The 25,750-nt window shown below is 70.8% G+C and carries 20 protein-coding genes and 1 pseudogene; 1 reads left to right on the top strand and 20 read right to left on the bottom strand.

What is annotated here, in order from left to right:
• Nucleotides 1–87: 87 nt before the first annotated feature.
• The 3 genes from ABH940_RS20610 to ABH940_RS20600 form a co-directional block, all read right to left on the bottom strand.
• Complete coding sequence (locus tag ABH940_RS20610) at nt 88–1,185, bottom strand: branched-chain amino acid aminotransferase (protein WP_370105918.1); 1,098 nt, start codon at nt 1,183–1,185, stop codon at nt 88–90.
• 178 nt (nt 1,186–1,363) lie between these two features.
• Nucleotides 1,364–2,410 carry a 3-isopropylmalate dehydrogenase gene (locus tag ABH940_RS20605; RefSeq protein WP_370060771.1) on the bottom strand — a complete coding sequence of 349 codons (1,047 nt, stop codon included), beginning with the start codon at nt 2,408–2,410 and terminating at the stop codon, nt 1,364–1,366.
• A 93-nt stretch (nt 2,411–2,503) separates the two neighbouring features.
• Nucleotides 2,504–2,644, bottom strand: a complete 141-nt coding sequence (locus ABH940_RS20600) for a hypothetical protein (protein WP_370060772.1) — start codon at nt 2,642–2,644, stop codon at nt 2,504–2,506.
• 208 nt (nt 2,645–2,852) lie between these two features.
• On the opposite strand from ABH940_RS20600, the gene ABH940_RS20595 reads away from it, so the two are divergent.
• Nucleotides 2,853–3,488, top strand: coding sequence for a DUF2461 domain-containing protein (locus tag ABH940_RS20595; RefSeq protein ID WP_370060773.1), 636 nt, complete (start codon nt 2,853–2,855; stop codon nt 3,486–3,488).
• 169 nt (nt 3,489–3,657) lie between these two features.
• Here the strand turns inward: ABH940_RS20595 and serA are convergent, their stop codons facing one another.
• The 17 genes and pseudogenes from serA to ABH940_RS20510 form a co-directional block, all read right to left on the bottom strand.
• Complete coding sequence (gene serA / locus ABH940_RS20590) at nt 3,658–5,250, bottom strand: phosphoglycerate dehydrogenase (protein ID WP_370060774.1); 1,593 nt, start codon at nt 5,248–5,250, stop codon at nt 3,658–3,660.
• Nucleotides 5,251–5,507: 257 nt separating this feature from the next.
• Nucleotides 5,508–6,506 carry a ketol-acid reductoisomerase gene (gene ilvC, locus ABH940_RS20585; protein WP_370060775.1) on the bottom strand — a complete coding sequence of 333 codons (999 nt, stop codon included), beginning with the start codon at nt 6,504–6,506 and terminating at the stop codon, nt 5,508–5,510.
• 242 nt (nt 6,507–6,748) lie between these two features.
• Nucleotides 6,749–7,273 carry an acetolactate synthase small subunit gene (ilvN, locus tag ABH940_RS20580; RefSeq protein ID WP_370060776.1) on the bottom strand — a complete coding sequence of 175 codons (525 nt, stop codon included), beginning with the start codon at nt 7,271–7,273 and terminating at the stop codon, nt 6,749–6,751.
• A 27-nt stretch (nt 7,274–7,300) separates the two neighbouring features.
• The gene (locus ABH940_RS20575) at nt 7,301–9,133 is read right to left on the bottom strand and encodes an acetolactate synthase large subunit (protein WP_370060777.1); all 1,833 of its coding nucleotides are present in this window, start codon (nt 9,131–9,133) and stop codon (nt 7,301–7,303) included.
• A gap of 258 nt (nt 9,134–9,391) precedes the next feature.
• Complete coding sequence (locus ABH940_RS20570) at nt 9,392–12,310, bottom strand: putative bifunctional diguanylate cyclase/phosphodiesterase (RefSeq protein ID WP_370060778.1); 2,919 nt, start codon at nt 12,308–12,310, stop codon at nt 9,392–9,394.
• Between the two features lie 249 nt (nt 12,311–12,559).
• Nucleotides 12,560–13,486, bottom strand: a complete 927-nt coding sequence (locus ABH940_RS20565) for a 2-hydroxyacid dehydrogenase (RefSeq protein WP_370060779.1) — start codon at nt 13,484–13,486, stop codon at nt 12,560–12,562.
• Nucleotides 13,487–13,750: 264 nt separating this feature from the next.
• Nucleotides 13,751–16,789: an AAA family ATPase gene (locus ABH940_RS20560; protein WP_370105917.1), complete on the bottom strand. Its 3,039-nt coding sequence runs from the start codon at nt 16,787–16,789 to the stop codon at nt 13,751–13,753.
• 89 nt (nt 16,790–16,878) lie between these two features.
• Nucleotides 16,879–17,064 carry a hypothetical protein gene (locus tag ABH940_RS20555; RefSeq protein ID WP_370060781.1) on the bottom strand — a complete coding sequence of 62 codons (186 nt, stop codon included), beginning with the start codon at nt 17,062–17,064 and terminating at the stop codon, nt 16,879–16,881.
• A gap of 244 nt (nt 17,065–17,308) precedes the next feature.
• Nucleotides 17,309–18,820 carry an Asp-tRNA(Asn)/Glu-tRNA(Gln) amidotransferase subunit GatB gene (gene gatB / locus ABH940_RS20550; protein ID WP_370060782.1) on the bottom strand — a complete coding sequence of 504 codons (1,512 nt, stop codon included), beginning with the start codon at nt 18,818–18,820 and terminating at the stop codon, nt 17,309–17,311.
• A 36-nt stretch (nt 18,821–18,856) separates the two neighbouring features.
• Nucleotides 18,857–19,096 (bottom strand): hypothetical protein, encoded by a 240-nt coding sequence (locus ABH940_RS20545; RefSeq protein WP_370060783.1) that lies wholly within the window; start codon nt 19,094–19,096, stop codon nt 18,857–18,859.
• Complete coding sequence (gene gatA / locus ABH940_RS20540) at nt 19,093–20,586, bottom strand: Asp-tRNA(Asn)/Glu-tRNA(Gln) amidotransferase subunit GatA (RefSeq protein WP_370105916.1); 1,494 nt, start codon at nt 20,584–20,586, stop codon at nt 19,093–19,095. The genes ABH940_RS20545 and gatA overlap by 4 nt, the downstream gene beginning before the upstream one ends.
• Nucleotides 20,587–20,592: 6 nt before the next feature.
• Entirely contained in the window at nt 20,593–20,889 is a 297-nt protein-coding gene (gatC, locus tag ABH940_RS20535; protein WP_370060785.1) for an Asp-tRNA(Asn)/Glu-tRNA(Gln) amidotransferase subunit GatC, read from the bottom strand.
• Between the two features lie 167 nt (nt 20,890–21,056).
• A complete protein-coding gene (locus tag ABH940_RS20530; protein ID WP_370061835.1) occupies nt 21,057–21,464 on the bottom strand; it encodes a lasso peptide biosynthesis B2 protein in 408 nt (135 codons plus the stop codon).
• A gap of 8 nt (nt 21,465–21,472) precedes the next feature.
• A complete protein-coding gene (locus ABH940_RS20525; RefSeq protein WP_370060786.1) occupies nt 21,473–21,724 on the bottom strand; it encodes a lasso peptide biosynthesis PqqD family chaperone in 252 nt (83 codons plus the stop codon).
• A 3-nt stretch (nt 21,725–21,727) separates the two neighbouring features.
• A complete protein-coding gene (locus tag ABH940_RS20520) occupies nt 21,728–23,557 on the bottom strand; it encodes a lasso peptide isopeptide bond-forming cyclase (protein ID WP_370105915.1) in 1,830 nt (609 codons plus the stop codon).
• A gap of 175 nt (nt 23,558–23,732) precedes the next feature.
• The gene (locus ABH940_RS20515; protein ID WP_370060788.1) at nt 23,733–23,861 is read right to left on the bottom strand and encodes a lasso RiPP family leader peptide-containing protein; all 129 of its coding nucleotides are present in this window, start codon (nt 23,859–23,861) and stop codon (nt 23,733–23,735) included.
• A 253-nt stretch (nt 23,862–24,114) separates the two neighbouring features.
• Nucleotides 24,115–25,584: pseudogene (locus ABH940_RS20510) on the bottom strand (putative bifunctional diguanylate cyclase/phosphodiesterase); the annotation flags it as partial.
• Nucleotides 25,585–25,750: the final 166 nt, after the last annotated feature.

Genomic DNA, 25,750 nt, shown 5'->3' with positions numbered 1-25,750 from the left:
TCGCATGGCAAGATGCGCGGCCCGCCACCCGGACGAGTGGTGTCACCTCCGGTGATTCACCTGGTGATTTCCCTGGTGACCGGGGTGTCAGACGATCGGGTGCATCCAGCCGTGGGTGTCCTCACGGCGGCCGGTCTGCAGCGCCAGCAGGGTCTCACGCAGCTTGGTGGTGATCGGGCCCGGGTTGCCGTCGCCGACCGTCCAGTCGCCGCTGGCGGACTTGACCGAGCCGACCGGGGTGATCACGGCGGCGGTGCCGCAGGCGAAGACCTCAGTCAGGGTGCCGTCGGCGTTGCCGGCGCGCCACTCGTCGGTGGAGATCTTCCGCTCCTCGGTGGCGTAGCCGAGGTCGGCGGCGATGCTCAGCAGCGAGTCGCGGGTGATGCCCGGCAGCAGCGAACCGGACAGCTCCGGGGTGACGATCTTCGCGTTCTCTCCCTCGCCGAAGACGAAGTAGAGGTTCATGCCGCCCATCTCCTCGATCCAGCGGCGCTCCACGGCGTCCAGCCAGACGACCTGGTCGCAGCCCTTCTCGGCGGCCTGGGCCTGGGCGACCAGCGAGGCGGCGTAGTTGCCCGCGCACTTGGCCGCGCCCGTGCCGCCGGGCGCGGCGCGGACGTACTCCTCGGAGATCCAGACCGAGACCGGCTTGATGCCGCCCGGGAAGTAGGCGCCGGCCGGCGAGGCGATGACCATGAACAGGTACTCGTTGGCCGGGCGGACGCCCAGCCCGACCTCGGTCGCGAACATGAACGGACGCAGGTAGAGGCTGGCCTCGTCCTGGTCCGGCACCCACGCCTGGTCCTGCTGGACCAGCGCCTCGACGGCGGCGACGAAGAGCTCCTCGGGCAGCTCCGGCATGGCCAGACGCGCGGCGGAGGCCTGGAAGCGGCGGGCGTTGGCCTCCGGGCGGAAGGTCTGGATCCGGCCGTCCGCGGTGCGGTAGGCCTTGAGGCCCTCGAAGATCGACTGGCCGTAGTGCAGCGTCATGTTGGCCGGGTCGATCTCCAGCGGGCCGTAGGGCACCAGCTGCGCGTCGTGCCAACCCCGGCCCTCGGTCCAACGGATGGTCACCATGTTGTCGGTGAAGAAGCGACCGAAGCCGGGAGAGGCCAGGCGGGCCTCGCGCTCGGCGGCGGAGAGCGGGTGAGCCGAGGGCTTGAGCTCGATTGAGAGGGAGGTCATCGACGTTTGTCCTTCACCGTGTCGTCATTGCGGAAACCTCGACCAGGGCGGTTCCCACGGTCGATGGTCGCACTAATGGGGGCGGCAGCGACAGCCGGTGTATCGGATGACACGCACAAACGCGCAGCACCGGGCCGTCGCCGGCCCGGTGCTGGGTACTACGTGAGGGGCCGGCGGGTCAGCCGGCTACTCGGGCGGCGAGCGCGTCGCCGATCTCCGAGGTGGTGCGCGGAGCGGTGAGCGAGGCGCGGTCGGCCAGGTCGTCGGCGACGGCGGACTCGATCGCCGCGGCCTGCTCCGCGTAGCCGAGGTGGCTCAGCATCATGGCGACCGACAGCACGGTGGCGGTCGGGTCGGCCTTGCCCTGGCCGGCGATGTCCGGGGCGGAGCCGTGGACCGGCTCGAACATGGACGGGAACGCGCCGGAGGGGTTGATGTTGCCCGAGGCGGCCAGGCCGATGCCGCCGGTGACGGCCGCGGCCAGGTCGGTGATGATGTCGCCGAAGAGGTTGTCGGTGACGATGACGTCGAAGCGCTCGGGCTGGGTGACGAAGAAGATCGTCGCCGCGTCGACGTGCAGGTAGTCGGTGGTGACCTCGGGGAACTCGGTCCCGACCCGGTCGAAGATCCGCTTCCACAGGTGGCCGGCGTGGACCAGGACGTTGTTCTTGTGCACCAGGGTCAGCTTCTTGCGCGGACGCGCCTGCGCCCGGGCGAACGCGTCGCGGACGACGCGCTCGATGCCGAACGCCGTGTTGAGGCTGACCTCGGTGGCCACCTCCTGCTCGGTGCCGGTACGCAGCGAGCCGCCGTTGCCCACGTACGGGCCCTCGGTGCCCTCGCGGATCACGACGAAGTCGATGTCGTGGTCGCCCGCGAGCGGCGACTGCACGCCCGGGAAGAGCTTGCCCGGACGGAGGTTGACGTGGTGGTCGAAGGCGAAGCGCAGCTTCAGCAGCAGCCCGCGCTCCAGCACGCCGGACGGCACCGACGGGTCGCCGATGGCGCCCAGCAGGATGGCGTCCGCGCCCTTGAGCTCGTCGAGCACGCTGTCCGGCAGGGTCTCACCGGTGGCGTGGTAGCGGCGGGCGCCGAGGTCGTACTCGACGCTCTCCACCTTGACGTCGGCGGGGAGGGCCGAGGAGAGGACCTTCAGTCCTTCAGCAACGACCTCCTGGCCGATTCCGTCACCAGGGATCACTGCAAGGCGGAGAGTGCGAGACATGCGGAGACCATACTCCCGGGTCCATTGGCTGACACCGTACTGTCCGCCATCCGGACGACTGACGATGCATCGGCTCTGGACGGCCCGTCGGATCTAGTGGGCGGAACCGTCCTGGTGTCCGGTGACGCCGCCGTTGTCCCGGCGGTCCAGCGCCCGCTGCAGGGCAGCGGCTGCCTGGGCGCGCTCGGCGGTGGTGTGCGGGGTGCGTCGGGTACGCGGCTTCGGAGCGTTCATGGGGAGACTCCTGTGGTGTGTGCGGTCCGTTCTGGGGAAAGCGGGCCGGACAGGGGTCACCTGTACTGGGGCCGAGTCGGAACCGGCCGTGGATACGGCAGACAGTCCGACTGCATGCATTTCACGGTACGACAAGCTCGTCGAACTGTCTCCAGAGATACTTGGATTTCCTACTATCCGAGACAGCGCGTCCCCTGGACGGGTGATCATGAGCTTCCAAGGCTGGCCGGCGGAGGCCCTCGAGTTCTTCGAGGGCTTGGAGGCCGACAACTCCAAGACCTACTGGACGTCCCACAAGGACGCGTACGAGCGCTGCGTGCGCGAGCCGCTGGAACAGCTCCTGGAGGAGCTGGCGCCCGCGTACGGCGAGGGCAAGATCTTCCGCCCCTACCGCGACGTCCGCTTCTCGGCCGACAAGTCGCCGTACAAGACCCACATCGGCGCGGTGTTGGAGGGAGGCGGCTACGTCCAACTCTCGGCCGACGGCCTGGGCGCGGGGAGCGGCCGCTATGTGATGTCCCCCGACCAGCTGGCGCGCTACCGCGCGGCGGTATCGGACGACCGGCGGGGCGCTGCGCTGGAGGCGGTCCTCGCGAAGCTGACGCGCGGTGGCGAGATCGAGCTCATGTCCCGCGACCGCCTGAAGAGTGCGCCGCGCGGTTACCCGAAGGACCACCCACGCATCGAACTGCTGCGCAACAAGAGCGTTGCTGCGTGGCGCCAGTGGCCGGTCGAACCGTGGCTGGGCACGGCGGAGGCGAAGAAGCGCCTGGTGCAGTTCCTCAAGGCGACGAGGCCGCTGAACGACTGGCTGGACGCCAACGTCGGCGGGGAGCCGGCCTGACCTTTGCGGCGACGAGGAACCATGCAGCGCATCAGGGGCGCGGGGAACTGCGCGAGAACCACCCTGTGTGGATGGCCCTGCGCGCTCGGCGACTCACCACACACGGTGGCTTGTCGCGCAGTTCCCCGCGCCCCTGAAAGTGCAACTACCTGCGGAGCGAAGGTTCCGCTTACGCGGACAGGTTCACGCTGCGCGCGAACTGCGCGCCGATCTCGGCGGCGATCTCGCCGAGCAGCCCCTGCGGGATCTCGCTGTCGACCGTCAGGGAGACCAGCGCGTCGCCGCCCTCCGCCTCGCGGGAGACCTGCATGCCGGCGATGTTGATGCCCGCGTCACCCAGCAGGCGGCCCAGCGTGCCGACGACGCCCGGGCGGTCCTCGTAGCGGAAGAAGCCCATGTAGTCGGTCAGGGCGACGTCCACGTCGAAGTCGTTGACGCCGACGATCTTCTGCTGGCGCTTCGGGCCGGTCAGCGTGCCCGCGACCGAGACCTCGCGGCCGTCGGTGAGCGTGCCGCGGACGGTGATGACGTTGCGGTACTCGGGGCTCTCGCTGGTGGTCGTCAGCCGTACCTCGAGGCCGCGCTCCTGCGCGAACAGCGGGGCGTTGACATAGGAGACCGTCTCGGCGACGACATCCTCGAACACGCCCTTGAGGGCGGACAGCTCCAGCACCTTCACGTCGTGCTGGGTGATCTCGCCGCGCACCTCGACGTCCAGACGGACCGCGACCTCGCCCGCGAGCGCGGTGAAGATACGGCCGAGCTTCTCGGCCAGCGGCAGGCCCGGACGGACGTCCTCGGCGATGACGCCGCCCTGGACGTTGACCGCGTCCGGTACCAGCTCACCCGCGAGGGCGAGCCGCACGCTGCGCGCGACCGAGATGCCCGCCTTCTCCTGCGCCTCGTCGGTGGAGGCGCCGAGGTGCGGGGTGGCCACGACGTTGTCGAAGCCGAAGAGCGGCGAGTCGGTGCAGGGCTCCTTCACGAAGACGTCCAGGCCCGCGCCGGCGACCCGGCCCTCCTTGAGCGCGGCGGCCAGCGCCTCCTCGTCGACGATGCCACCACGGGCGGCGTTGACGATGCGGACGCTCGGCTTGACCTTGTGCAGCGCCTCGTCACCGATCAGACCGATGGTCTCCGGCGTCTTGGGCAGGTGCACGGTGATGAAGTCGGCGACCTCGAGCAGCTCGTCCAGCGGGAGCAGCTTGACGCCCATCTGCGCGGCGCGCGCGGCCTGGATGTAGGGGTCGTAGGCGACGACCTTCATGCCGAAGGCGGACATCCGCTGGGCGACGAGCACACCGATCCGGCCGAGGCCGACGACGCCGAGGGTCTTCTCGGCCAGCTCGACGCCGGTGTACTTGCTGCGCTTCCACTCGCCGTTCTTCAACGCGGCGTTGGCGGACGGGATGTGACGTGCCGTCGAGATCAGCAGGCCACAGGCCAGCTCGGCGGCGGTGACGATGTTGGACGTCGGCGCGTTGACGACCATGACGCCGGCCTTGGTGGCCGACGGGACGTCCACGTTGTCGAGGCCGACACCGGCGCGGGCGACGACCTTGAGCTTGCGGGCGGCGGCGATGGCCTCGGCGTCCACCTTGGTGGCCGAGCGGATCAGGATCGCGTCCGCGTCCGCGATCGCGGGGAGCAGCTCGGAGCGGTTGGCACCGTCACAGTGGCGGATCTCGAAGTCCGGGCCGAGCGCGTCGACGGTGGCGGGGGAGAGCTCTTCGGCGATGAGAACTACAGGCTTGCTGCTCACGACAGTGGTCCTTACTGTCCGGTGTCCCCGAAGCCGTGCGATGGGGGTGGCACCCGCGTTGCGGTGACGGCATGGAGGGGGAGGGTGGCATGCCGCGTTGGAGACGCACGACGCTGTGAGCCTGACGCGCAGAATTGAGTCTATCGGCGGAGGCGCATCCGCCGATCGCCCGAGCGGAAGAATCACCCGCACGGGACCGTACGTTCCGTACAAAGCCGCGGGGGCGGTCCGAAGACCGCCCCCGCGGAAGAGGCGACTTACGCCTCGTCGTCGACCCAGCTCATGAGCTTGCGGAGCTTCTTGCCGGTGGTCTCCAGCAGGTGCTCGCTGTCGGCCTTCTTGTACTCGTTGTACTTCGGCAGACCGGCCTTGTACTCGGCGATCCAGGTGTTGGCGAAGGTGCCGTCCTGGATGTCGCCGAGGACCTTCTTCATCTCGGCCTTGGTCTGGTCCGTGATGATGCGCGGGCCGGTGACGTAGTCGCCCCACTCGGCCGTCTCGGAGACGGACCAGCGCATCTTCTCCAGGCCGCCCTCGTACATGAGGTCGACGATGAGCTTCAGCTCGTGGAGGCACTCGAAGTAGGCGATCTCGGGCTGGTAGCCCGCCTCGACCAGGGTCTCGAAACCGGCCTTGACCAGCGCGGCGGTGCCACCGCACAGGACGGCCTGCTCGCCGAAGAGGTCGGTCTCGGTCTCCTCGGTGAAGGTCGTCTTGATGACGCCGGCACGGGTGCCGCCGATGCCCTTCGCATAGGAGAGCGCGAGCTCCAGGGCCTTGCCCGTGGCGTCCTGCTCGACAGCCACGATGCAGGGGACGCCGCGACCCTCCTCGTACTGGCGACGGACCAGGTGGCCCGGGCCCTTCGGGGCGACCATGCAGACGTCGACGTTCGCCGGCGGCTCGATGAAGCCGTAGCGGATGTTCAGGCCGTGGCCGAAGAAGAGGGCGTCGCCCGCCTTCAGGTTCGGCTCCACGACCTCCTTGTAAACGTCGGCCTGGATCGGGTCCGGCACCAGGATCATGATCACGTCGGCCTCGGCCGCAGCCTCCGCCGGCGTGACCACGCGCAGACCCTGCTCCTCGGCCTTGGCACGGGACTTGGACTCCGGCAGCAGCCCGACGCGGACGTCGACCCCGGAGTCACGCAGGGAGAGCGCGTGCGCGTGGCCCTGACTGCCGTAGCCCAGGATGGCGACCTTGCGGCCCTGGATGATGGACAGATCGGCGTCGTCGTCGTAGAACAGCTCGGCCATCGCTGGCTTCTCCTTGCGGGATGGATTCCTTGGGAACACCGTACGCCGAAGGAATTTTCGGGACGGTGGAGTCTCAGAGGGTGAGATTAGCGTCTCACACGTAGATGCAGGTCGGGGGCGCGGCTGCACTGTCCAGGGGCGCGGGGAACTGCGCGAGCAACCACCCTGTGAGGACGGCCCTGCGCGTTCGGCGACTCACCACACACGGTGGCTTGTCGCGCAGTTCCCCGCGCCCCTATCGGCTACGCCGATCGCTCGACCGAACGCAGGGAACGGTCGGTAATCGACCTGGCGCCGCGACCTATGGCGACCATGCCGGACTGCACGAGTTCCTTGACCCCGTACGGCTCCAGCATCTTGAGCATCGCCTCGAGCTTGTCGCCGCTGCCGGTCGCCTCGATGGTGACGGCGTCCGGGGAGACGTCGACCGTCTTGGCGCGGAAGAGCTGGACGATCTCCGTCACCTGCGAGCGCGTCTCCGCGTCCGCGCGGACCTTGACCAGCATCAGTTCGCGGCGCACCGACGCAGTCGGGTCCAGCTCGACGATCTTTATCACGTTGATCAGCTTGTTCAGCTGCTTGGTGACCTGCTCCAGCGGAAGGTCCTCCACGTTGACCACGATGGTCATCCGGGAGACGTCCGGGTGCTCGGTCGGTCCGACCGCCAGGGAGTCGATGTTGAACCCGCGGCGGGAGAACAGTGCCGCGATCCGGGCGAGGACGCCCGGCTTGTTCTCGACCAGGACGGAGAGGGTGTGCTTGGACATGGCTTTCGTGGCCCCTTCGTCTTCGTCTCAGTCGTTCTCGTCGCCGAAGTCCGGACGGACGTCGCGCGCGGCCAGGATCTCGTCATTGCTGGTGCCCGCGGCGACCATCGGCCAGACCATCGCGTCCTGGTGGACGATGAAGTCGATGACGACCGGTGCGTCGTTCAGCTCCATCGCCTTCTCGATCACCGCGTCCAGGTCCTCCGGGCGCTCGCAGCGCAGCGCGTGGCAGCCCATCGCCTCGGACAGCTTGACGAAGTCCGGCAGCCGGGTGCCCGCCGACGGGCCCTTGCCGTCGTGCTCCGGGCCCGCGTGCAGGACCGTGTTGGAGTAGCGCTCGTTGTAGAACAGCGTCTGCCACTGGCGGACCATGCCCAGCGAGCCGTTGTTGATGATCGCGACCTTGATCGGCAGGTTGTTCAGCGCGCAGGTGACCAGCTCCTGATTGGTCATCTGGAAGCAGCCGTCGCCGTCGATCGCCCAGACCGCCGACTCCGGACAGCCCGCCTTCGCGCCCATCGCCGCCGGGACCGCGTAGCCCATCGTGCCCGCGCCGCCGGAGTTGAGCCAGGTGCCCGGCTTCTCGAAGGTGATGAACTGGCTGGCCCACATCTGGTGCTGGCCCACGCCCGCCGCGTAGATGGCGTCGGAGCCGACCTTCTGGCCGATCCGCTCGATCACCTGCTGCGGGCTGAGCATGCCCTCGGGGGCCGGGTCGTAGCCGACGGGGTAGGTCTTGCGCCAGGTGTTCAACTGCTCCCACCAGGCGTCGTACTCGAAGCGGGCCTCGCCCTCCTTCGCCGCGGCCTGCTCCTGCTGGACCGCGACGATCAGGTCGGCGATGATCTCGCGGGCGTCGCCCACGATCGGCACGTCTGCGGTGCGGTTCTTGCCGATCTCCGCCGGGTCGATGTCCGCGTGGACGATCTTGGCGAACGGGGCGAAGGTGTCCAGGCGACCGGTGACCCGGTCGTCGAAGCGGGTGCCCAGCGCGAAGAGCAGGTCCGCCTTCTGCAGCGCGGTGACCGCGGCGACCGAGCCGTGCATGCCCGGCATGCCCAGGTGCTGGTCGTGGCTGTCGGGGAACGCGCCCAGCGCCATCAGCGTGGTGACGACCGGGGCGCCGGTCAGCTCGGCCAGGATCCGCAGCTCCGCCGTGGCCTGGGCCTTGAGCACGCCGCCGCCGATGTAGAGGACCGGGCGCTTGGAGGTGGCCAGCATCCGGGCCGCCTCGCGGATCTGCTTGGCGTGCGGCTTGGTCACCGGACGGTAGCCCGGCAGCTGCTGCTCGACCGGCCAGCGGAAGATCGTCCGGGCCTGCAGCGCGTCCTTGGAGATGTCCACCAGCACCGGCCCCGGCCGCCCGGTCGAGGCGATGTGGAAGGCCTCCGCGATCACGCGCGGGATCTCCGAGGGGTCGGTCACCAGGAAGTTGTGCTTGGTGATCGGCATCGTGATGCCGCAGATGTCCGCCTCCTGGAAGGCGTCCGTGCCGATCGCCTTCGACGCCACCTGACCGGTGATCGCGACCACCGGGACGGAGTCCATGTACGCGTCCGCCAGCGGCGTCACCAGGTTGGTCGCGCCCGGACCGGACGTCGCCATGCAGACGCCGACCTTGCCGGTCGCCTGCGCGTAACCCGTCGCCGCGTGTCCCGCGCCCTGCTCGTGGCGGACCAGGATGTGGCGGACCTTCACCGAGTCCATCAACGGGTCGTAGGCCGGGAGGATCGCGCCACCCGGGATCCCGAACACCGTCTCCGCGCCGACCGCTTCCAGGGAGCGGATGAGCGACTGGGCACCGGTCATCGGTTCTGGGCCCGCGTGCGGCGGGACGGGCGTTGCTGCCTGCTCAGTCATCTGCTGATTCCTATCGGGACTGCTCGGAGTTCTCGGAGGGATTTAGCCGGCGGTGCGCTGCACGCGCTGCCTTGCGGCAACAAAAAACCCCTCGTGCCCAGTGTGGGCATGCGAGGGGTAGCGCGTCGGCTCTTCGTGCTCGGGAATTCACTCCCGAATCAGCCGACGCGCCCGCCAAGTACGAGAATTCGGGTGCGCATGCTGACGACCTTCCTCCGACGGCCCGTGGGGTGTCAAGCCGATCGGGATCGTGTCTCATCATGCGAAACCTCCGTCGGACACCCGTGCGCCCGGAACACCCCCGAACGGCTCAGCGGCGAGCAGTTTCGCCAGGTCGGACTCGTCCAGCGGCTCGGCGAACCACCGGCCCTGGCCGCGTGCGCAGCCCAGCTCGCGGAGCAACTGCGCCTGGGCGGAGGTGTCCACGCCCTCGGCCACCGTGTCCAGACCGAGCTCCCGGCCGACCCGCAGCACGGACGCGGCGAGGGTGCGCTGGAACGACGAGTCGAGCAGCCCGTCGACCACGCCGCGTTCCAGCTTGAGCGCGTCCACGGGCAGCCTGCGCAGCCCGCTGAGCGGCGTGGTGCCGCCACCGAACCCGTCCAGCACCACACCCACGCCGAGGCGCTTGAGCTGGGCCAGCCGCTGCACCAGGTCGTCGAACCCGTGCGACCGCCCGTCCGCCACTCCCCCGCCGCCGTCGGCCAGCTCGACGAGCAGCCGGGCGGGCGGCAGGCCGGTCCGGTGCAGCGCCGTCTCGACGGCCTCGCAGAGCCCCGGCGCGGCGACCACACGCGTGGGCAGCCGTACCGAGACCGGCAGGTCGACCTCGCGCTCCGCGGCCTGCCGCAGCGCGTGGTCGACCGTCCAGTGGGCGAACCGCGACGCGCGCTCACCCCCTCCGGAGGCGTGCAGGAACTCGGCGGGCGTGAGCACCAGCCCCTGCGTCGAACGCCAGCGCGCCTGCGCGGCGAGGCCGGTGACCGCGCCGCTGGCCAGGTCGACGACGGGCTGGTGGAGCAGGGTGAACTCGCCCTCGCGGACCGCGACCCGCAGCCGCTGGTCCAGCTCGGTGCGGCGGCGCAGCTCGGTGCGGAGCTCCGGCGAGTACTCGCTGACGCGGTCCTTGCCACGGCGCTTGGCCTGGTACATGGCCAGGTCCGCGCTGCGCAGCAGGTCGGCCGCGCCCTCCGGGGTGGCCTCAGCGTCGGCGAAGGCGATGCCGATGCTGGCGGCGACCGCGTGCTCCTCGTTGCCGACCTGGTACGGCGCGGAGACGGCGACGCGCAGCCGTTCGGCGACGGCGAAGGCCTGGTCCCGGTCGACCTCGCCGACCAGCAGCACCGCGAACTCGTCACCGCCGAGCCGGGCCACCGTGTCGCCGGAGCGGACCGACTCCTCGAGTCGGCGCGCGGCCTGGATCAGCAGCTCGTCGCCGACCTGGTGTCCGGCCGTGTCGTTGACCGCCTTGAAGCCGTCCAGATCGACGAAGAGCACCGCCACCTCGGGGCGCTGCTCCTGCGTTCCCGCCAGCGCGCTGCGGCTGCGCTGCAGGAACAGCGCGCGGTTGGGCAGGTCGGTGAGCGCGTCATGGAACGCGTTGTGCTCCAACTGCGCCTGGAGCCGGACGCGTTCGGAGACGTCGCGGCAGTTGAAGATCAGCCCGTCACGGTAGCGGTTGACGGTCGACTCGACGTCGAGCCAGTCGCCCGCGCCCGAGCGCACCCGGCACTCGATCCGGGCGGTGGGCTCGGCCGGGGACTTGGCCAGGTAGCGCTGCACCTCCCAGAGCACGTGGCCGAGGTCGTCGGGATGGACCATCTCCGGCAGTCGGGTGCCGACCAACTCCTCGGCGGGCCGCCCGTAGACGCCGGTGGCGGCCGGGCTGACGTAGCGGAGCACGCCGTCCGGGTCGGCGATCATGATGACGTCGCTGGAGCCCTGCACCAGGGAGCGGAAGTGGTTCTCCTGGTGGCTCAACTTCTGCGCCAGGGACAGGTTGTCGAGCAGCATGACGCCCTGCCGCAGGATCAGCGCGATCACCACGGTGCAGCTGACGATGAGCACGAACCGGTCCAGGTGGTGCCGGTCGAGCGCGTTGTAGAGCAGGCCGACGGTGCAGACGCCGGTCGCCGCATACGGGGTGAGCGCGCTGAAGGTGGACGCCACCCGGGGGCGGCGCGGGACCCCGGCGATCTGCCGGGCCGACCGGCTGCTGCTGGCCCACGGCGCCCAGGCGAGCAGCATCGAGCCGCAGAACCAGCCGGCGTCGAGCAGTTCGCCGGAGTGGTAGGCGTCCTTGAAGGACTGGCTGGTGAAGACGGCATCGCAGAGGACGGTCAGCGCGAGGGCCACTATGGCCGTGTGCACCGCCGCGCGGTTGCTGTCCGGACGGCGGAACCGCAGCCCGAGGACCATGCTGATGAGCAGGATGTCCAGCAGCGGATAGGCCAGGCCCATCGCCAGCCGCAGCGGACTGCTCTGGTCGCCCGCGGCGGTGCGGCCGAGTGCCAGGCTCCAGCTGAGGGTCAGCAGCGAACCGGCGATCAGCCACCCGTCCAGCGCGAGGCAGAGCCAACCGGCGGCGTTGCGGGGCCGGTTGGACAGCTTCACCAGACCGACGATGGCCGGCGGGGCGAAGAAGAGGAACACGACGTCGGCGATCGAGGGCGACGGCAGCGTCTGCCCGAGGACGCACTCGTACCACCCCCAGATGCCGTTTCCGAGGCTGACCATCAGCGAACTGAGGCCGAAGCAGAACCAGGCGGGCCGACTCCGCCCGCCGGAGGCCGACCCGTACGCGAAGCAGGAGACCGACGCGGCCAGTGCGGCCCCGGCCAGGCCGAAGTCGCCCATGAAGTCGGCCAGGCCCTGGGACCCCCAGCCGTAGGCTGCACCCGCCAGATACAGCAGGCAGACCACCATGATGAGTATCCGCGGCAGCCGCGCCGCGGCCTGGGACAGTCGCAGCGGCTCCTGGACGTGCGGGTGCGCCGTGGCGGGATCGGCCAGGACGTCGTCGAACTCCAGGTGCGCGGGGTCTCCGTAGGCGAACGGGGAGAGCGCGGCCGTCGCCGTGCCCTCCCCTCCCGGCGGCCCCGGGAACCCGGAGCGTCCGGCGGTCGTCCAGCGCTCCTCGGCCCAGGAGCCGGGCGGCAACGTGTCAGTGCTCAGCATGGGCAATCCCCCTCCGGCCCCGGGTGCGTTCGGACCAGCGGGGCGGACAACTCCCTACCGGATCTCCCGGTCGGGAACCTACACCACAGTCGTCACTCAGAGACATGCACACTCAACTCAGAGTAATGGCGAGTGTCAGGGTAGCTGTACCCGATTCGGACGAAATCGGGCGCTGCGTGCGCAAAAGAAGGAGAAGTCGTGGGCGCACGCCGGGGGCGCACGGTTGCGCGAGGGGATCGTTCAGGTGGTTCAGACCATAGGAATGACGTTGGCCATGGTCTCCCCGCCCTCGTAGCGCAGCACCTGCGCCCGGAGCAGGCGCTTCGCCCGCGGCAGGAACGCCGAGCTGGGACCGCCGACATGAGGGGTGATCAGTGTTCCCGGCGCGTGCCACAGCGGATGGTCGGCGGGCAGCGGCTCGGGATCGGTCACGTCCAGCGCGGCACGCAGCCGCTTGGCGGTCAGCTCCTTGAGCAGTGCGTCGGTGTCCACGACGGGACCGCGCGCGACGTTGACGAGCAACGCGCCGTCCTTCATCCGGGCCAGGAACGAGGCGTCGACGAGGTGTCGCGTCTCGGGCGTGAGCGGCGTCAGCAGCACCACGACGTCGGCGGTCGGCAGGAGCGTCGGCAACTCGGAGACGGAGTGGACGCCCTCGTCCGGACGGGCGGTCCGGGCGACGGGAACGACCTCGCACTCGAACGGCGCGAGGCGCGCGGCGAGGGCGTGGCCGATGGAACCGTGCCCGAGGATCAGCACGGTCTTGTCGGCGAGCGACTGGTGGAACTCCTGCCGCCACTGGCCTTCGGCCTGGAGCCGGGAGAAGCGCGGGATCCCGCGCAGCGAGGCGAGGATCAGCGTCACCGCGAGCTCGGCGGTGCTCGCGTCGTGCAGCCCGCGTGCGTTGCACGCGGTGACCCCGGCGGGCACGTGCGGCAGCACGTCGTCCATCCCGGCGGTGAGCGTCTGGACGACCCGCAGCGCGGGGAGGTTCGGGAACAGCCGGAGGGCGACGGGGTGGCGCATGTACGGGAGGCAGAAGAACTCGATGCCTTCCAGCTCCGCGGGGGCGGGCGCGGGGCTGTCCCCGTCCCAGACCAGCACGTCCGCTGCGAGGCGGTCCGGGAGCGGACCGAGATCATCGGGGGCGTACGGAAGCAGGTAGCGGGCGCTCATGCAGTGACCCTAACGCGGGACGGCGGAGCGCTTCCGGACCGGCGGGGACGTTGGCACTGTCCAGGGGCGCGGGCTCTGCTCATGTGCGGCTCCGCCGCACGGGCGCGACAAGCCGCCGACATGCGGATGGTCCTCGATGCGCAGGGCCATCTGCACAGGGTGGTGTCTCGCGCCCGCGCGGCGGAGCCGCACATGAGCAGAGCCCCGCGCCCCTGAGGGTGCAACTACCTCGCCTTGCAAATGAGTCTGCTCAGGGAACCGCACTCATCCCGCCGAAACCAGGCGAAGCCGGTGTGCGACCGCCGCGGCCTCTCCTCGGCCCGTGACCTCCAGCTTGGCGAGAATGTTCGAGACGTGCACACTCGCCGTCTTCGGTGAGATGAACAGCTCCTCCGCGATCTGACGGTTCGTCCGTCCCAGGGCGAGCAGCTTCAGGACGTCACGCTCGCGCGGAGTCAGGTGGAACGCGTCCTGGAACGTCTCGTCCGCTCCGTCGTCCGGCGCGGCGGCGTCACCCTCCGAGAGGCTGAGCCGCGCCCGCTCCGCGAGGCTGCGCAGCTCGCGCTGCATCAGCTGGTCGCCGTGGCGGCGCGCCAGCGCCGCGGACTCGCGGGCGACCGCGCTTGCCGCCGCCTTCTCGCCGTCCGCCGCGTGCGCCTCCGCGAGGCGCAGCAGGGCCAGGTCGCGCGGGAACGGGCACTCCAGCTGGGACAACGCCTCGGCCGCACGCCGCCAGTCCGCCACGCGGGCCGTGCCCTCCGCACGGGCCAACTCCGCCGTGAGGACCGCCGACCAGCCCTCGAACAGCGGCAGGCCCCGGGCCAGACCCGCGGCGACCTCCCGGATCCGGGCGAGGATCTCCGCCCGGCCCGCGGCCATCGTCGGCAGGTGGCGGGCGTCCGCCTCGACCGCGGCGGCGGTCGCCAACAGGGCCCACCAGGCGCGGTCGTGACCCTCGACGCGTCCGGCCTCCAGCAGCGTCAGCAGTTCCGCCCGCGCGTCCGCATAGCGGCCCTGCGCGGCGGCGAGCCGCATCGCCAGCAGCGTGACCGGCAGGTACTTCTGCGGCTGCCAGATCGTTCCGGGACGGCGGGCCTCGGCGAGATGCTCGGTCGCGGACGCCAGGTCGCCGCGCAGGTAGGCGATCTCGCCGCGCAGCCGCTCCATGAAGTCCCGATGGGCGCGCTGCCCGGACCAGTTGGGCTCCTCGGCCAGCAACTGGGCGGCCTCGTCCAGCTCGCCGAGCGAGATCAGCGGCTCGGCCAGGTTGCCCAGGATGATCGTGCCCGTGTAGCCGGCCATGCCGTTGGCGCGGATCACGGCGAGCCCGGTGCGGGCCACCTCGGCCGCGCGACGCGAGCGGCCCTGGATCTCGTGGTGGCTGGAGAGGTTGGTGTAGACGCGGGAGCGCAGGTCCATGTCGCCGGACGCGTCCGCCTGCTCCTGGATCTCGGCGAGCAGCGCCGCACCGGTCTCCAGCTCGCCGAAGGCGCAGTGCAGCATGCCCAGGGTCAGCCGGGCGTGCAGCCGCAGTGACGTCGCGCCGACCTGTTCGGCGATCTCGGCCGAACGGCGGGCGGCGTCGAGGTGCTCGCGGCGCGGGTCGCCCAGCATCCCGTCGACAGCCTGACGGTGCAGCAGCTCGGCCAGGACCGCGCTCGGTTTGCGCCCTTCGAGCAACTCGAGCGCTCTCTGCAGGTCCTCTTCCGAACGCGAGCCGACGTCGTGGCGCAGCGCCCGCGCGCGGGCCAGCCGGAACCAGGCGGCGCGCTCCGGGGTGCGCTGCTCGTCGAGCAGGCGCAGCGCGCGCTTGGTGTAGCGCAGACCGCGGTCGGTCTCACCGCTGAGCCGCGCCGCGACCGTGGCCTCGGCCAGCAGGTCGACCAGCTGGATCGCGCCGCAGTCAGAACCGCACTCCCCGCCGCAGTCACCTTCGCCGCCACCGGCGGAACCGTGGACGCCGCGGCAGGCCGGGTAGCTCTCGTCCGCGCGGTCGTAGTCGCGCAGCGTGGCGCGGACCTCGTCGGGCACGTCGTCCCACAGCTCCAACGCGCGGTCCAGCATCCGCAGTTGCTCGGCGAAGGCGTTGCGGCGGCGGGCCTCGCGTCCGGCGTTGAGCACGGCCGGGACGGCGCGGGCGGCGTCGTGGGCGCAGTACCAGTAGCCCGCGAGCCGGGCCGAGCGCTGGTCGGCGGAGACCAGGGCCGGGTCGGCCTCCAGGGCGGTGGCGTAGCGGCGGTTGATCCGGGTGCTCTCCCCCGGCATCAGGTCGTCGCCGACCGCCTCCCGGACCAGGGCGTGCCGGAAGCGGTAACCGTCGCCGTCGGAGGTGGGCTGGATGATGTTGGCGCCGACGGCGGTGCGCAGCGCGTCTATCAGCTCGTCCTCGTCGAGCACTCCGGCGGACTCGAGGACGGCGGCCAGCAGGCCGTGCTCGACGCGGGAACCCCCGGCCGCGAGCACGCGCAGCATCGACTGGGTCTCCTCGGGCAGCGCCTCCATCCGGACCAGCAACAGGTCACGCAGCGAGTCGGTGAGTCCGGTGCTGCAGCCCTGCTGATGGGAGACGGCCAACTCCTCGACGAAGAACGGGTTTCCCTCGGAGCGGCGGAAGATCTTCTGCACCAGCTCGGCGGTGGGCCGGGCCGGGCTGAGGATCCCGGCCAGCTGACGGGCCACCTCGCGCTGGGCCAGGCGCGGCAGTTCGAGCCGCTGGACGGTGCGGAGCCGCTCCAGCTCGGCCAGGTAGGGCCGGACCGGGTGACGCCGGTGCAGGTCGTCGGTGCGGTAGGTGCCGAGCAGCACCAGCCGCGCCCGGTGCAGGGTGCGGACCAGGAAGGCGAAGAGCTCCCGGGTCGAGCGGTCGGACCAGTGCAGGTCCTCGACCGCGAGGACGAGCGTGCGCTCGGCGGTGAGCTGCTCGAAGAGCTGCGCGGTGTGGTCGAAGAGCCGGGCCCGGGCGTACTCGTCATGGGCCTCGGGCGGCGCCTCGCCCAGGTCCGGCAGCATGTCGGGCAGCAGCCGGGCCAGGCTGCTCTCCCGGCCGACCGCGGCGAGTTCGAGCCCGGGCCCGAGCTCGCCGCGGTGCAACCGCCGCAGGACGGTGGCGAACGGCGCGAAGGGCAGGCCCTCCGCGCCGATCTCCAGGCATCCCCCGACCACCACCGAAGCCCCCCGAGCCTCGGCGGCGTGCTGGAACTCCTCCAGCAGCCTGGTCTTGCCGACCCCCGCCTCTCCCCCGATCAGCAGAACCTGCGGCTGTCCCCCGTCAGCTCGCTGCAGCGCCTGGGTGAGGGCGGCCATCTCCGATCCGCGTCCGATGAACACGGGACTGACAGATATCCGCTCCACGCTCGGCAGCATGGCACATCTCCGGGCTGATCAGCTGTTATTTAGCGGGCCACGGAGTGGAGGACGTCGCGTACCGAGCCGCTGCTCCGACGGCTCCGGCGCGACTCACCCGCCCCCCGGTCCTTGTTGCTGCGGTTGGCGCGGGCGGCCTCACGGACCAGCCGGTGCTGGTCGGCGGCAGCGATCAGCTCGTCCTGGCGGGCCTGGATCATCTGGAACTCGAACATCGTCGTTCTCCCCTGTGGGTGGTTTCTCGGGGGACGCCCCCTTGACGATGTCCAATCTCCTCTCCCAGTGGGGTCCCCCACATGGGGCGCATGCCCGATCCTGATCCACCCGGGAGCCTTAGAAACGACGGACCGCCGCCCCGAGTACCCGATGAGTACTCAGAACGGCGGTCCGTTCGGCCTAAGACACCGGGGCCTTAGACGGAGAAGTCCTTAGGCACCGGTCCGACTCGGCCTGTCTTTGCTATTCAGGCTGTACGCCGAGCTTCTCGAAGATCAGCTCCTTGACGCGGGCCGCGTCGGCCTGGCCACGGGTGGCCTTCATGACCGCGCCGACCAGCGCGCCCGCCGCGGCGAACTTGCCCGAGCGGATCTTGTCGGCCACGTCCGGCTGCGACGCCAGCGCCGCGTCGACGGCCGCGCCGAGCGCGGAGTCGTCGGAGACGACGGCCAGGCCGCGCTTCTCCACGACCGCGTCCGGCTCGCCCTCGCCGGCCAGCACGCCCTCGATGACCTGGCGGGCCAGCTTGTCGTTCAGCTTGCCCTCGGCCACCAGCGCCGAGACCCGGGCCACCTGGGCCGGGGTGATCGGCAGCGCGGCCAGCTCGACGCCGTCCTCGTTGGAGCGGCGGGCCAGCTCGCCCAGCCACCACTTGCGGGCCTGGTCGGCCGGGGCGCCGGCGTCGATGGTGGCCAGGATCAGCTCGATGGCACCGGCGTTGAGCGCGGACTGCATCTCGGTGGCCGAGATGCCCCACTCCTGCTGCAGCCGCTGGCGGCGGACGCGCGGCAGCTCCGGCAGCGAGGCGCGCAGCTCCTCGACCCACTCGCGCGCGGGCGCGACCGGGACCAGGTCCGGCTCGGGGAAGTAGCGGTAGTCCTCCGCCTCCTCCTTGATCCGGCCCGAGGTGGTGGAGCCGTCCTCCTCGTGGAAGTGGCGCGTCTCCTGGACGATCGTGCCACCCGCGTTGAGGACCGCGGCGTGCCGCTGGACCTCGAACCGGGCGGCCCGCTCGACGCTGCGCAGCGAGTTGACGTTCTTGGTCTCGCTGCGGGTGCCGAACTTCGTCGCACCCTTGGGCATCAACGACAGGTTGACGTCACAGCGCATCTGACCCATCTCCATGCGGGCCTCGGACACACCGAGGGCACGGATCAGCTCACGCAGCTCCGCCACGTAGGCACGGGCCACCTCGGGCGCGCGGTCGCCCGCGCCCTCGATCGGCTTGGTGACGATCTCGATCAGCGGGATGCCGGCCCGGTTGTAGTCCAGCAGCGAGTACTCGGCGCCGTGGATACGGCCCGTGGCACCACCGACGTGGGTGGACTTGCCGGTGTCCTCCTCCATGTGGGCGCGCTCGATCTGCACCCGGAAGACCTCGCCGTCCTCCAGCTGGACGTCCAGGTAGCCGTTGAAGGCGATCGGCTCGTCGTACTGGGAGGTCTGGAAGTTCTTCGGCATGTCCGGATAGAAGTAGTTCTTCCGGGCGAAGCGGCACCACTCGGCGATCTCGCAGTTCAGCGCGAGACCGATGCGGATCGCGGACTCCACGCCGATCGCGTTCACGACCGGCAGTGAGCCCGGCAACCCCAGGCAGGTCGGGCAGACCTGGGTGTTCGGCTCCGCGCCCAGCGCGGTCGAACAACCGCAGAACATCTTGGTCTTGGTACCCAGCTCGACATGGACCTCAAGGCCCATCACCGGGTCGTACGAGGCCAGGGCCTCCTCGTACGGGACCAGGTCAATGACGCTCACAAAGGCGTCCTTTCAGGGTGTGGCTTGCGGTCTGAGTCAGTCGGCGAGGATGTCGTCCTGGCCCAGCCGGCGCAGCTCGCGGACGAGCAGCAGAGTGCTGGTGACCAGGGCGAGGGCGCCGACGGCGGCGTTGATCAGCTTGAGGGTGTCGGCCTCGGCGCGGGCCTTCTTCAGGTCCTTGACGATGCCGAAGGCGCCGAAGGCGCTGCCGCCGATGCCCACCATCAGGCCCGGCTTGGTGTGCTTGAAGCCCTTGGCCGTTTCGAGCTTGCTCATAGTGCCGGTGCCTCCTCCAGCAGGGGGTGTCCCCACTTCTCGTTGAGTGCCGCCTCGACCGCCGCACCCACGCGGTACAGCCGGTCGTCGGCCAGCGCGGGGGCGATGATCTGCAGGCCGACCGGGAGATTGTCCTCCGGAGCCAGCCCCACGGGGACCGACATGGCCGCATTGCCCGCCAGGTTCGACGGAATGGTGCAGAGGTCCGCCAAGTACATCGCCATCGGGTCGTCGGCGCGCTCGCCGATCGGGAAGGCGGTGGTCGGCGTGGTCGGCGAGATCAGCACGTCGACGTCCGCGAAGGCGCGGTCGAAGTCGCGGGTGATCAGCGTCCGGACCTTCTGAGCCGAGCCGTAGTAGGCGTCGTAGTAGCCCGAGCTCAGCGCGTAGGTGCCGAGCATGATGCGGCGCTTGACCTCCGGGCCGAAGCCGGCCTCGCGGGTCAGCGCGGTGACCTCCTCCGCCGAGCGGTTGCCGTCGTCGCCGACGCGCAGGCCGTAGCGCATCGCGTCGAAGCGGGCCAGGTTGGAGGAGGCCTCGGACGGGGCGATCAGGTAGTACGCCGGGAGCGCGTAGGTGAAGGACGGGCAGGAGATCTCGACGATCTCGGCGCCCAGCGAGCGGAGCAGCTCCACCGACTCGTGGAAGCGCTGCATCACACCGGCCTGGTAGCCCTCGCCGCCGAACTCCGTGACCACGCCGACGCGCATGCCCTTGACGTCCGCCTGGCGGGCCGCGGCCACGACCTGCGGGACGGGGGCGTTGATCGAGGTCGAGTCCATCGGGTCGTGCCCGGCGATGGCCTCGTGCAGCAGCGCCGCGTCCAGGACCGTACGGGCGCAGGGACCGCCCTGGTCGAGCGAGGACGAGAAGGCGATCAGACCGTAGCGGGAGACGCTGCCGTAGGTCGGCTTGACGCCCACGGTGCCGGTGACGGCGCCCGGCTGACGGATCGAGCCACCGGTGTCGGTGCCGATGGCCAGCGGCGCTTCGTACGCGGCGAGCGCGGCGGCGGAGCCACCACCGGAGCCGCCCGGGATCCTGGAGAGGTCCCACGGGTTGCCGGTCGGGCCGTAGGCGGAGTTCTCGGTGGAGGACCCCATGGCGAACTCGTCCATGTTGGTCTTGCCGAGGATCACCACGCCCGCCTCCTTGAGGCGGCGGGTCAGGGTCGCGTCGTACGGCGGGATCCAGCCCTCGAGGATCTTGGACCCGGCGGTGGTCGGCACGCCCTTGGTGGTGAAGACGTCCTTCAGCGCGATCGGGACACCGGCCAGCGGGCCGAGCTCCTCGCCTGCGGCGCGCTTGGCGTCCACGGCGCGGGCGGCGTCGAGCGCGCCGTCCGTGTCCACGTGGAGGAAGGCGTGCACCTTCTCGTCCACGGCGTTGATGCGGTCCAGGTGCGCCTGCGCGACCTCGACGGCGGAGACCGTGCCGGAGGCGATCGCCTCGGCGGTCTCGGCGGCGGTGTAGTGGATCAGGTCGGCCACGGTTTCTCAGTCCTCCCCGAGGATCTGCGGGACACGGAAGCGCTGCTCCTCCGCGGCCGGAGCGCAGGCCAGCACCTCGTCGGGGCTGAGCGAGGGGCGCACCTCGTCGGCGCGCATGACGTTGGTCAGCGGCAGCGGGTGCGAGGTCGGCGGGACGTCTTCGGCGGCGATCTCGCTGACGCGGGCGACCGCGTCCACGATGTCGTTCAGCTGCTCGGCGAAGTGGTCAAGCTCTTCGCTCTTGAGCTCCAGCCGCGACAGCCGGGCGAGGTGGGCGACCTCCTCGCGCGTAATGCCAGGCATGCAGCGATCCTCTGGTGGGTGAAGGAAACGGACCTGGCCGAGTCTATTGACACGGAGGTGTCCCCATCCTACGGAGGTCCGCGAAGCGCTGCGCGCACTATTCGGGTGGCGGGAACCATCCACCTCAGGGGCGCGGGGCTCTGAGGTGGGTGCAACGTCCGCACCGCCTAAACAGACTGAGGCGGGACCGCGAGCAGCGGGTGGAAGAACCCTGCCGGGTGCGGTTCGCCGATCGGCTCGCCGTCCACCTGGATCCAGGCGTGTGCCGCGAACGGGTGCGTACGCACCCCCGTGCACCAGGTCGGCCAGGTGCCGCGCGCGCGGCACAGCAACGCCGCCGCGATCGACCGCTGGAGGCAGTTATTGCCCGCACAGCGCGCGCTCACGGCCACGACCTGCTCCCGCGCGACCGCTGCCTGCCGCGCCGTCGCGGCATCCGCGCCGCGACGGGCGAACTCCAGCACCTTCCGCAGTGTCGCGGGCTTGACCCGCGCCAGCAGACGCGCGACGCCCACGGCGAGCAGCGGCGCCGGACGCCGCCACAGCGGGAGGGCCGCACGGTGGTCGAGGGACATCTGCACGCTCACGGCAGCATCAGCTCCGCCGAGGCCAGCTGCGACAGCACCGCCTTGACGTCGGTCTTCGCGCGCTCGACGCCGATCCCGTGTGCCGCCGCCAGCGTGGCGGCCAGCTCGGTCGGGGTCCGGCCGGCGAGGAGGCCTTGGAGGACGTCGCGGCCGGTGGTGTTGAGCTGCCAGTAGCGGCCGGTACGGCCGTGCAGCAGGACCGTGCCGTCCTCGGTGTCGGTCATCGAGACGTCGGGGTGGAGTCGCACCGGTCAGGCCTCCTGGGCTACAGCGGAAAGGGGCGGACGATCGGCCACACGCAGCCAGCTCTCGCAGCCGAGAAGGTTCTCCAGCGCCTGGACCGCGGCGTTGTCCGCCTGAGGGCCCGTCAGGCGGGTGCGCAGCTCGACGGGGTCGATCAGGCCCCGGGAGGCGAGCTCCGAGTCGGGCCCCAGCAGCTCCAGCACCGCGGGCAGGTTGCGACGCAGGCCGCGGCGGACGTCCTCGCCGAACTCGCCCTTGGTGCTTCGGTTGCGGACCCGGTCCGGGACGAGCCCGGCGACCGCCTCGGTCAGCAGCGGCTTGAACCGCCAGGGCCCCGCGTGCGCGTACGGGCGGACGCGCAGCACGGCGTCGAGCACCCGGTCGTCGAGGTACGGCGACTCCAGCTCGATGCCGTGTTCGGCGTAGAGGCCGCCGAGGAGGCGGTAGGTGACCGTGTTGGAGCGGACGACCAGCAGCGTCTGGTGCACGCCGATGTCGTCGGCCAGCGGCGCGGCCTGCTCGGCCACGCCGCGCAGCGCGCTGCGTGCGAGGTCCGCCGCGTCGGCGGTGACCCAGGACGGCGCACGCATAGGGCCGAGGCCCCAGCCGAGCGGCGGGAGACGCCGGGGCGGTCGGGGGTCCGTCAACTGCTCGGCCTGCTCGGTCCACCAGCCGGTGACGGAGCCCGGTCGGGCCAGCCCGGCCAGGGTGGGACGGAGCGGCCAGCGGCGCAGCGCACTGTGCGCGCGGACGTGCCGCAGTGCGGTGAGCGGACGCCGGCGCAGCAGGCCGTGGAGGTAGCCGGGCATCGGACAGAAGAGCTCGTCGCCACCGTGCCCGGCCAGGTGCCGGACGGAGCCGTGGCGGGCCAACAGCTCGGCGCTGTGCCGGATCCGGGCGGTGGCGCGGGTCAACGGGCTGGGCAGGTCACCCGGCACGGGCGCTCCGGGCGCGGCGAACATGTCCGGCAACTCGTCCTGCGGGACCACGAGATGGTCCGCGCGGGCGAGTTCCTTCCGCGCGAATTCCGCGAACTGCGCGTCGTCGTTTCCCGACTCCGCCTCGCCCCAGCGGAAGGTCAGCAGGTCGGGAACCTCGCGGGCGGCGAGAAAGCAGAGCGAGGTGGAATCCATTCCGCCCGAGAGGTCGGCGCTCAACCTGCCGCTTTCCGGTCGTATTCCGGCGGTGGCGGCGAGAAGCGCCTCGCGGACGACCTCCGCACCTTCGGAAAGACCGAGGACGGGCTCGGGTGCTTTCCACCACGTGAATTCCCTGACCCTCTCGCCGTCCCACTCGACGGCGTTTTCCGGGGCCACGGCGGTGATTCCCGACCACATGGTCATGGCATTGGCGGGGTACGGCAGTTGCAGGCCGCAGGCGACGCGCAGGGCGAGGACCTGCTCGTCCGGAGGCGCCGCGGTCAGCGCGGCCAACAGGTCGGCGCGGTCGGCGGCGACGGTGACACCCGCAACCTGGACGCGGAAGACGCGTCGGAGTCCGGAGGCGCTGCCCTGGACGCGCACCCGTCCGGGGAGGGACAGGGCGAGGTGGCAGGCTCCGCGTAGCGGCGCGAGGGTGCGTCCAGCGTCGGAGGGGCCCTGGATGCAGCCCGCCAGCGCTTCCAGCTCCCGTACGGGCAACGGGCAGCGGCCGATCACCGCGAGGCGCGCCGGACCGGCCGTGGCGAGCGTCACCGCTCCGGGCGCCCAAGTCCCCACCAACCAGGGGCGACCCGAGGCGTGCGGGACGACCTGCGCGACCGTCGCCGCGGCCGCCGCGCGTTCGGCGATCTCCTCCGCGCCGGGGAGGTCGGGCAGGACCACGAAGCCGGGACCCATCGCTTGCCGCCACCACCGTTCAAGTCGCAGGGAAGTTCGGGAAGATGCAGGGACGTTCGGGAAGTTGCGCAGCACGGGGAGTTGCACAGACCGGCGGGAGTGGCGCAGACCGGCGGGCGGAAATGTGATCCGGCCTGCGCCACGATTCCGCGCGGTGGGCGGAGGGCAGCCGTGACTACCAGTTCATGTTGAAGAACCAGTCCGGCACGGTTCCCAGCCCACCGAGGGTGTCCTCGTTGAACTCTCCGACCTCGACCAGCGCCGGCGGCATGTATTCGTGCGACTGCTCCATGACCTCAACCATGAGAACCTCCCGGATACACAAAATCGCGAATGCCACGCCCGAGGAATTCCTCGAACGCGCTGCAATCTAGCATGTACACGGTCAACTCATAAGTGATCCACATCACACGATTTTCAGCCGATGCTTTTCGGCCAGACACGACAAAAGCGCTGGTCACGAAAGGCGATCTCAATCGTTGAAGATTCGTCAAAGAATTGTTGCCGCTGGTCAGATGTGCGCATGCTCAGGAGCGCTCAGGAGTGCGCACGAATCGTCAGGCGTGCGCAGTCGTCACATGCGTCCGCAGCCAGGCGGTGGCCTGGTCGGCGGGGAGGGCGGCGGAGACCAGCCAGCCCTGGACCGCGTCGCAGCCCATGCCCTGGAGCTGCTCCCAGGTCTCGTCGTCCTCGACGCCCTCGGCGACCACGGTCAGCCCGAGCGAGTGCGCCAACTGCACCGAACAGCGGACCACGGCCGCGTCGTGGTCGTCGGCGACCATGCGGCTGACGAAGGACCGGTCGATCTTGAGCTCACCCACCGGCAGCCTGCGCAGCCGGACCAGCGAGGAATAGCCGGTGCCGAAGTCGTCGAGCGACATGCCGACGCCGTGCTGGCGCAGCTCCTCCAGCGTCTCGGCGGCCCGCTGGCCGTCCTCCAGCAGCAGACGCTCGGTGATCTCCAGTTGCAGCGCGTCCGCCGGAACCCCGTGCCGGGCCAGCCGGTCGGCCACGCCCATCGCGAACCCGGGACGCAGCACGTCCCTGGGCGAGACGTTGACCGCGACCTTGACCCCGATGCCCTCCTCCCGCCAGCTCGCCAACTGCGAGACGGCGGCCTCCAGCACGTAGTCGGTCAGCTGCGGCATCAGGCCACTGGACTCGGCCAGGCCGACGAACTCCTCGGGGCTCACCGGTCCGCGCCCGGCGCGCGACCAGCGGACCAGCGCCTCCAGGCCGACGACGCTGCCGTCGAAGGCCACCTTGGGCTGGTAGTGGATCTGCACCTCACCCAGGTCGAGCGCGCGCCGCAGGTCGCCGAGGAGGCCGAGCCGAAGCGGGGTGTCCTCCTCCTGGCCCGACTGGTAGACGGCCACCCCGGCCCGGCTGCGCTGGGCATGCGCCATGGCGATGTCGGCGCGGCGCAGCAACGATTCAGCGTCCGGGGCGTGGTCGGGCAGGACGGCGATGCCGCTGCTCGACTCCAACACCAGCTGCAGCCCGTCCACATGGATCGGCACGGCCACGCCCGCAGTGAACCCCCGTGCCAGCCGCAGCAGTTCGGCGGACTCGCGTGGCGGGTCCAGCACCAGCACGGCGAACTCGTCCCCGCCCATGCGCGCCACCAGCGCACCGTGCTCGGCGGCCAACGTCCGCAGCCTCCGGGCCACCTGGACCAGCAGCCGGTCTCCGGCCAGATGCCCGAGCGTGTCGTTGAGCGAGCGGAAGCGGTCCAGGTCGAGCAGCAGCAGCGCGTACCGGTCGTGCGCGGCACCCGCCCGCGCGGCTGCCAGCCGCAGACCGGACCGGTTCGGCAGCCCGGTCAGCCGGTCGGTCACCCCTTCGCGCAGCCGCTGCCGCCCGAACCACCACGCCGCGAAGAGCACGGCCACCGGCACGGCGAAGAGCGGCAACAGCAACGGCGCATGCCGCCCTACTACCTGAGCCAGCGGCACCAGCGGCGCCGCCCCGGCGACGGCCACGCCGAGGAAGATCGCGACCCGGGCTGCAAGCCCGGCGCGGTCAGGCCTGGACGTGCGCTCCATGGGTGTTCCTCTTGCTTCCCCGCTCGCCCCGAGGGGACCGACTGGTCCAAATCGACCGGGTCGGAACCAGCCTAAGCCGCGCCTCCCACATGTGAGCGACAATCGGACGCCCTGTGACCGACCGGTGTCCTATCCATGGCTGGAATGA

Source organism: Streptacidiphilus sp. BW17 (assembly GCF_041262485.1).
Classification (GTDB): domain Bacteria; phylum Actinomycetota; class Actinomycetes; order Streptomycetales; family Streptomycetaceae; genus Streptacidiphilus.
The sequence above is the reverse complement of the archived record's forward strand: the minus strand, read 5'-3'. Positions and strand labels throughout refer to the sequence as shown.

What these genes read in the sequence shown, in the direction of transcription:
- ABH940_RS20610 (WP_370105918.1), bottom strand. Translation starts at nt 1,185, where the DNA reads ATGACCTCCCTCTCAATCGAGCTCAAGCCCTCGGCTCACCCGCTCTCC.
- ABH940_RS20605 (WP_370060771.1), bottom strand. Translation starts at nt 2,410, where the DNA reads ATGTCTCGCACTCTCCGCCTTGCAGTGATCCCTGGTGACGGAATCGGC.
- ABH940_RS20600 (WP_370060772.1), bottom strand. Translation starts at nt 2,644, where the DNA reads ATGAACGCTCCGAAGCCGCGTACCCGACGCACCCCGCACACCACCGCC.
- ABH940_RS20595 (WP_370060773.1), top strand. Translation starts at nt 2,853, where the DNA reads ATGAGCTTCCAAGGCTGGCCGGCGGAGGCCCTCGAGTTCTTCGAGGGC.
- ilvC (WP_370060775.1), bottom strand. Translation starts at nt 6,506, where the DNA reads ATGGCCGAGCTGTTCTACGACGACGACGCCGATCTGTCCATCATCCAG.
- ilvN (WP_370060776.1), bottom strand. Translation starts at nt 7,273, where the DNA reads ATGTCCAAGCACACCCTCTCCGTCCTGGTCGAGAACAAGCCGGGCGTC.
- ABH940_RS20575 (WP_370060777.1), bottom strand. Translation starts at nt 9,133, where the DNA reads ATGACTGAGCAGGCAGCAACGCCCGTCCCGCCGCACGCGGGCCCAGAA.
- ABH940_RS20570 (WP_370060778.1), bottom strand. Translation starts at nt 12,310, where the DNA reads ATGCTGAGCACTGACACGTTGCCGCCCGGCTCCTGGGCCGAGGAGCGC.
- ABH940_RS20565 (WP_370060779.1), bottom strand. Translation starts at nt 13,486, where the DNA reads ATGAGCGCCCGCTACCTGCTTCCGTACGCCCCCGATGATCTCGGTCCG.
- ABH940_RS20560 (WP_370105917.1), bottom strand. Translation starts at nt 16,789, where the DNA reads ATGGCCGCCCTCACCCAGGCGCTGCAGCGAGCTGACGGGGGACAGCCG.
- ABH940_RS20555 (WP_370060781.1), bottom strand. Translation starts at nt 17,064, where the DNA reads ATGTTCGAGTTCCAGATGATCCAGGCCCGCCAGGACGAGCTGATCGCT.
- ABH940_RS20545 (WP_370060783.1), bottom strand. Translation starts at nt 19,096, where the DNA reads ATGAGCAAGCTCGAAACGGCCAAGGGCTTCAAGCACACCAAGCCGGGC.
- gatC (WP_370060785.1), bottom strand. Translation starts at nt 20,889, where the DNA reads ATGCCTGGCATTACGCGCGAGGAGGTCGCCCACCTCGCCCGGCTGTCG.
- ABH940_RS20530 (WP_370061835.1), bottom strand. Translation starts at nt 21,464, where the DNA reads ATGTCCCTCGACCACCGTGCGGCCCTCCCGCTGTGGCGGCGTCCGGCG.
- ABH940_RS20520 (WP_370105915.1), bottom strand. Translation starts at nt 23,557, where the DNA reads ATGGGTCCCGGCTTCGTGGTCCTGCCCGACCTCCCCGGCGCGGAGGAG.
- ABH940_RS20515 (WP_370060788.1), bottom strand. Translation starts at nt 23,861, where the DNA reads ATGGTTGAGGTCATGGAGCAGTCGCACGAATACATGCCGCCGGCGCTG.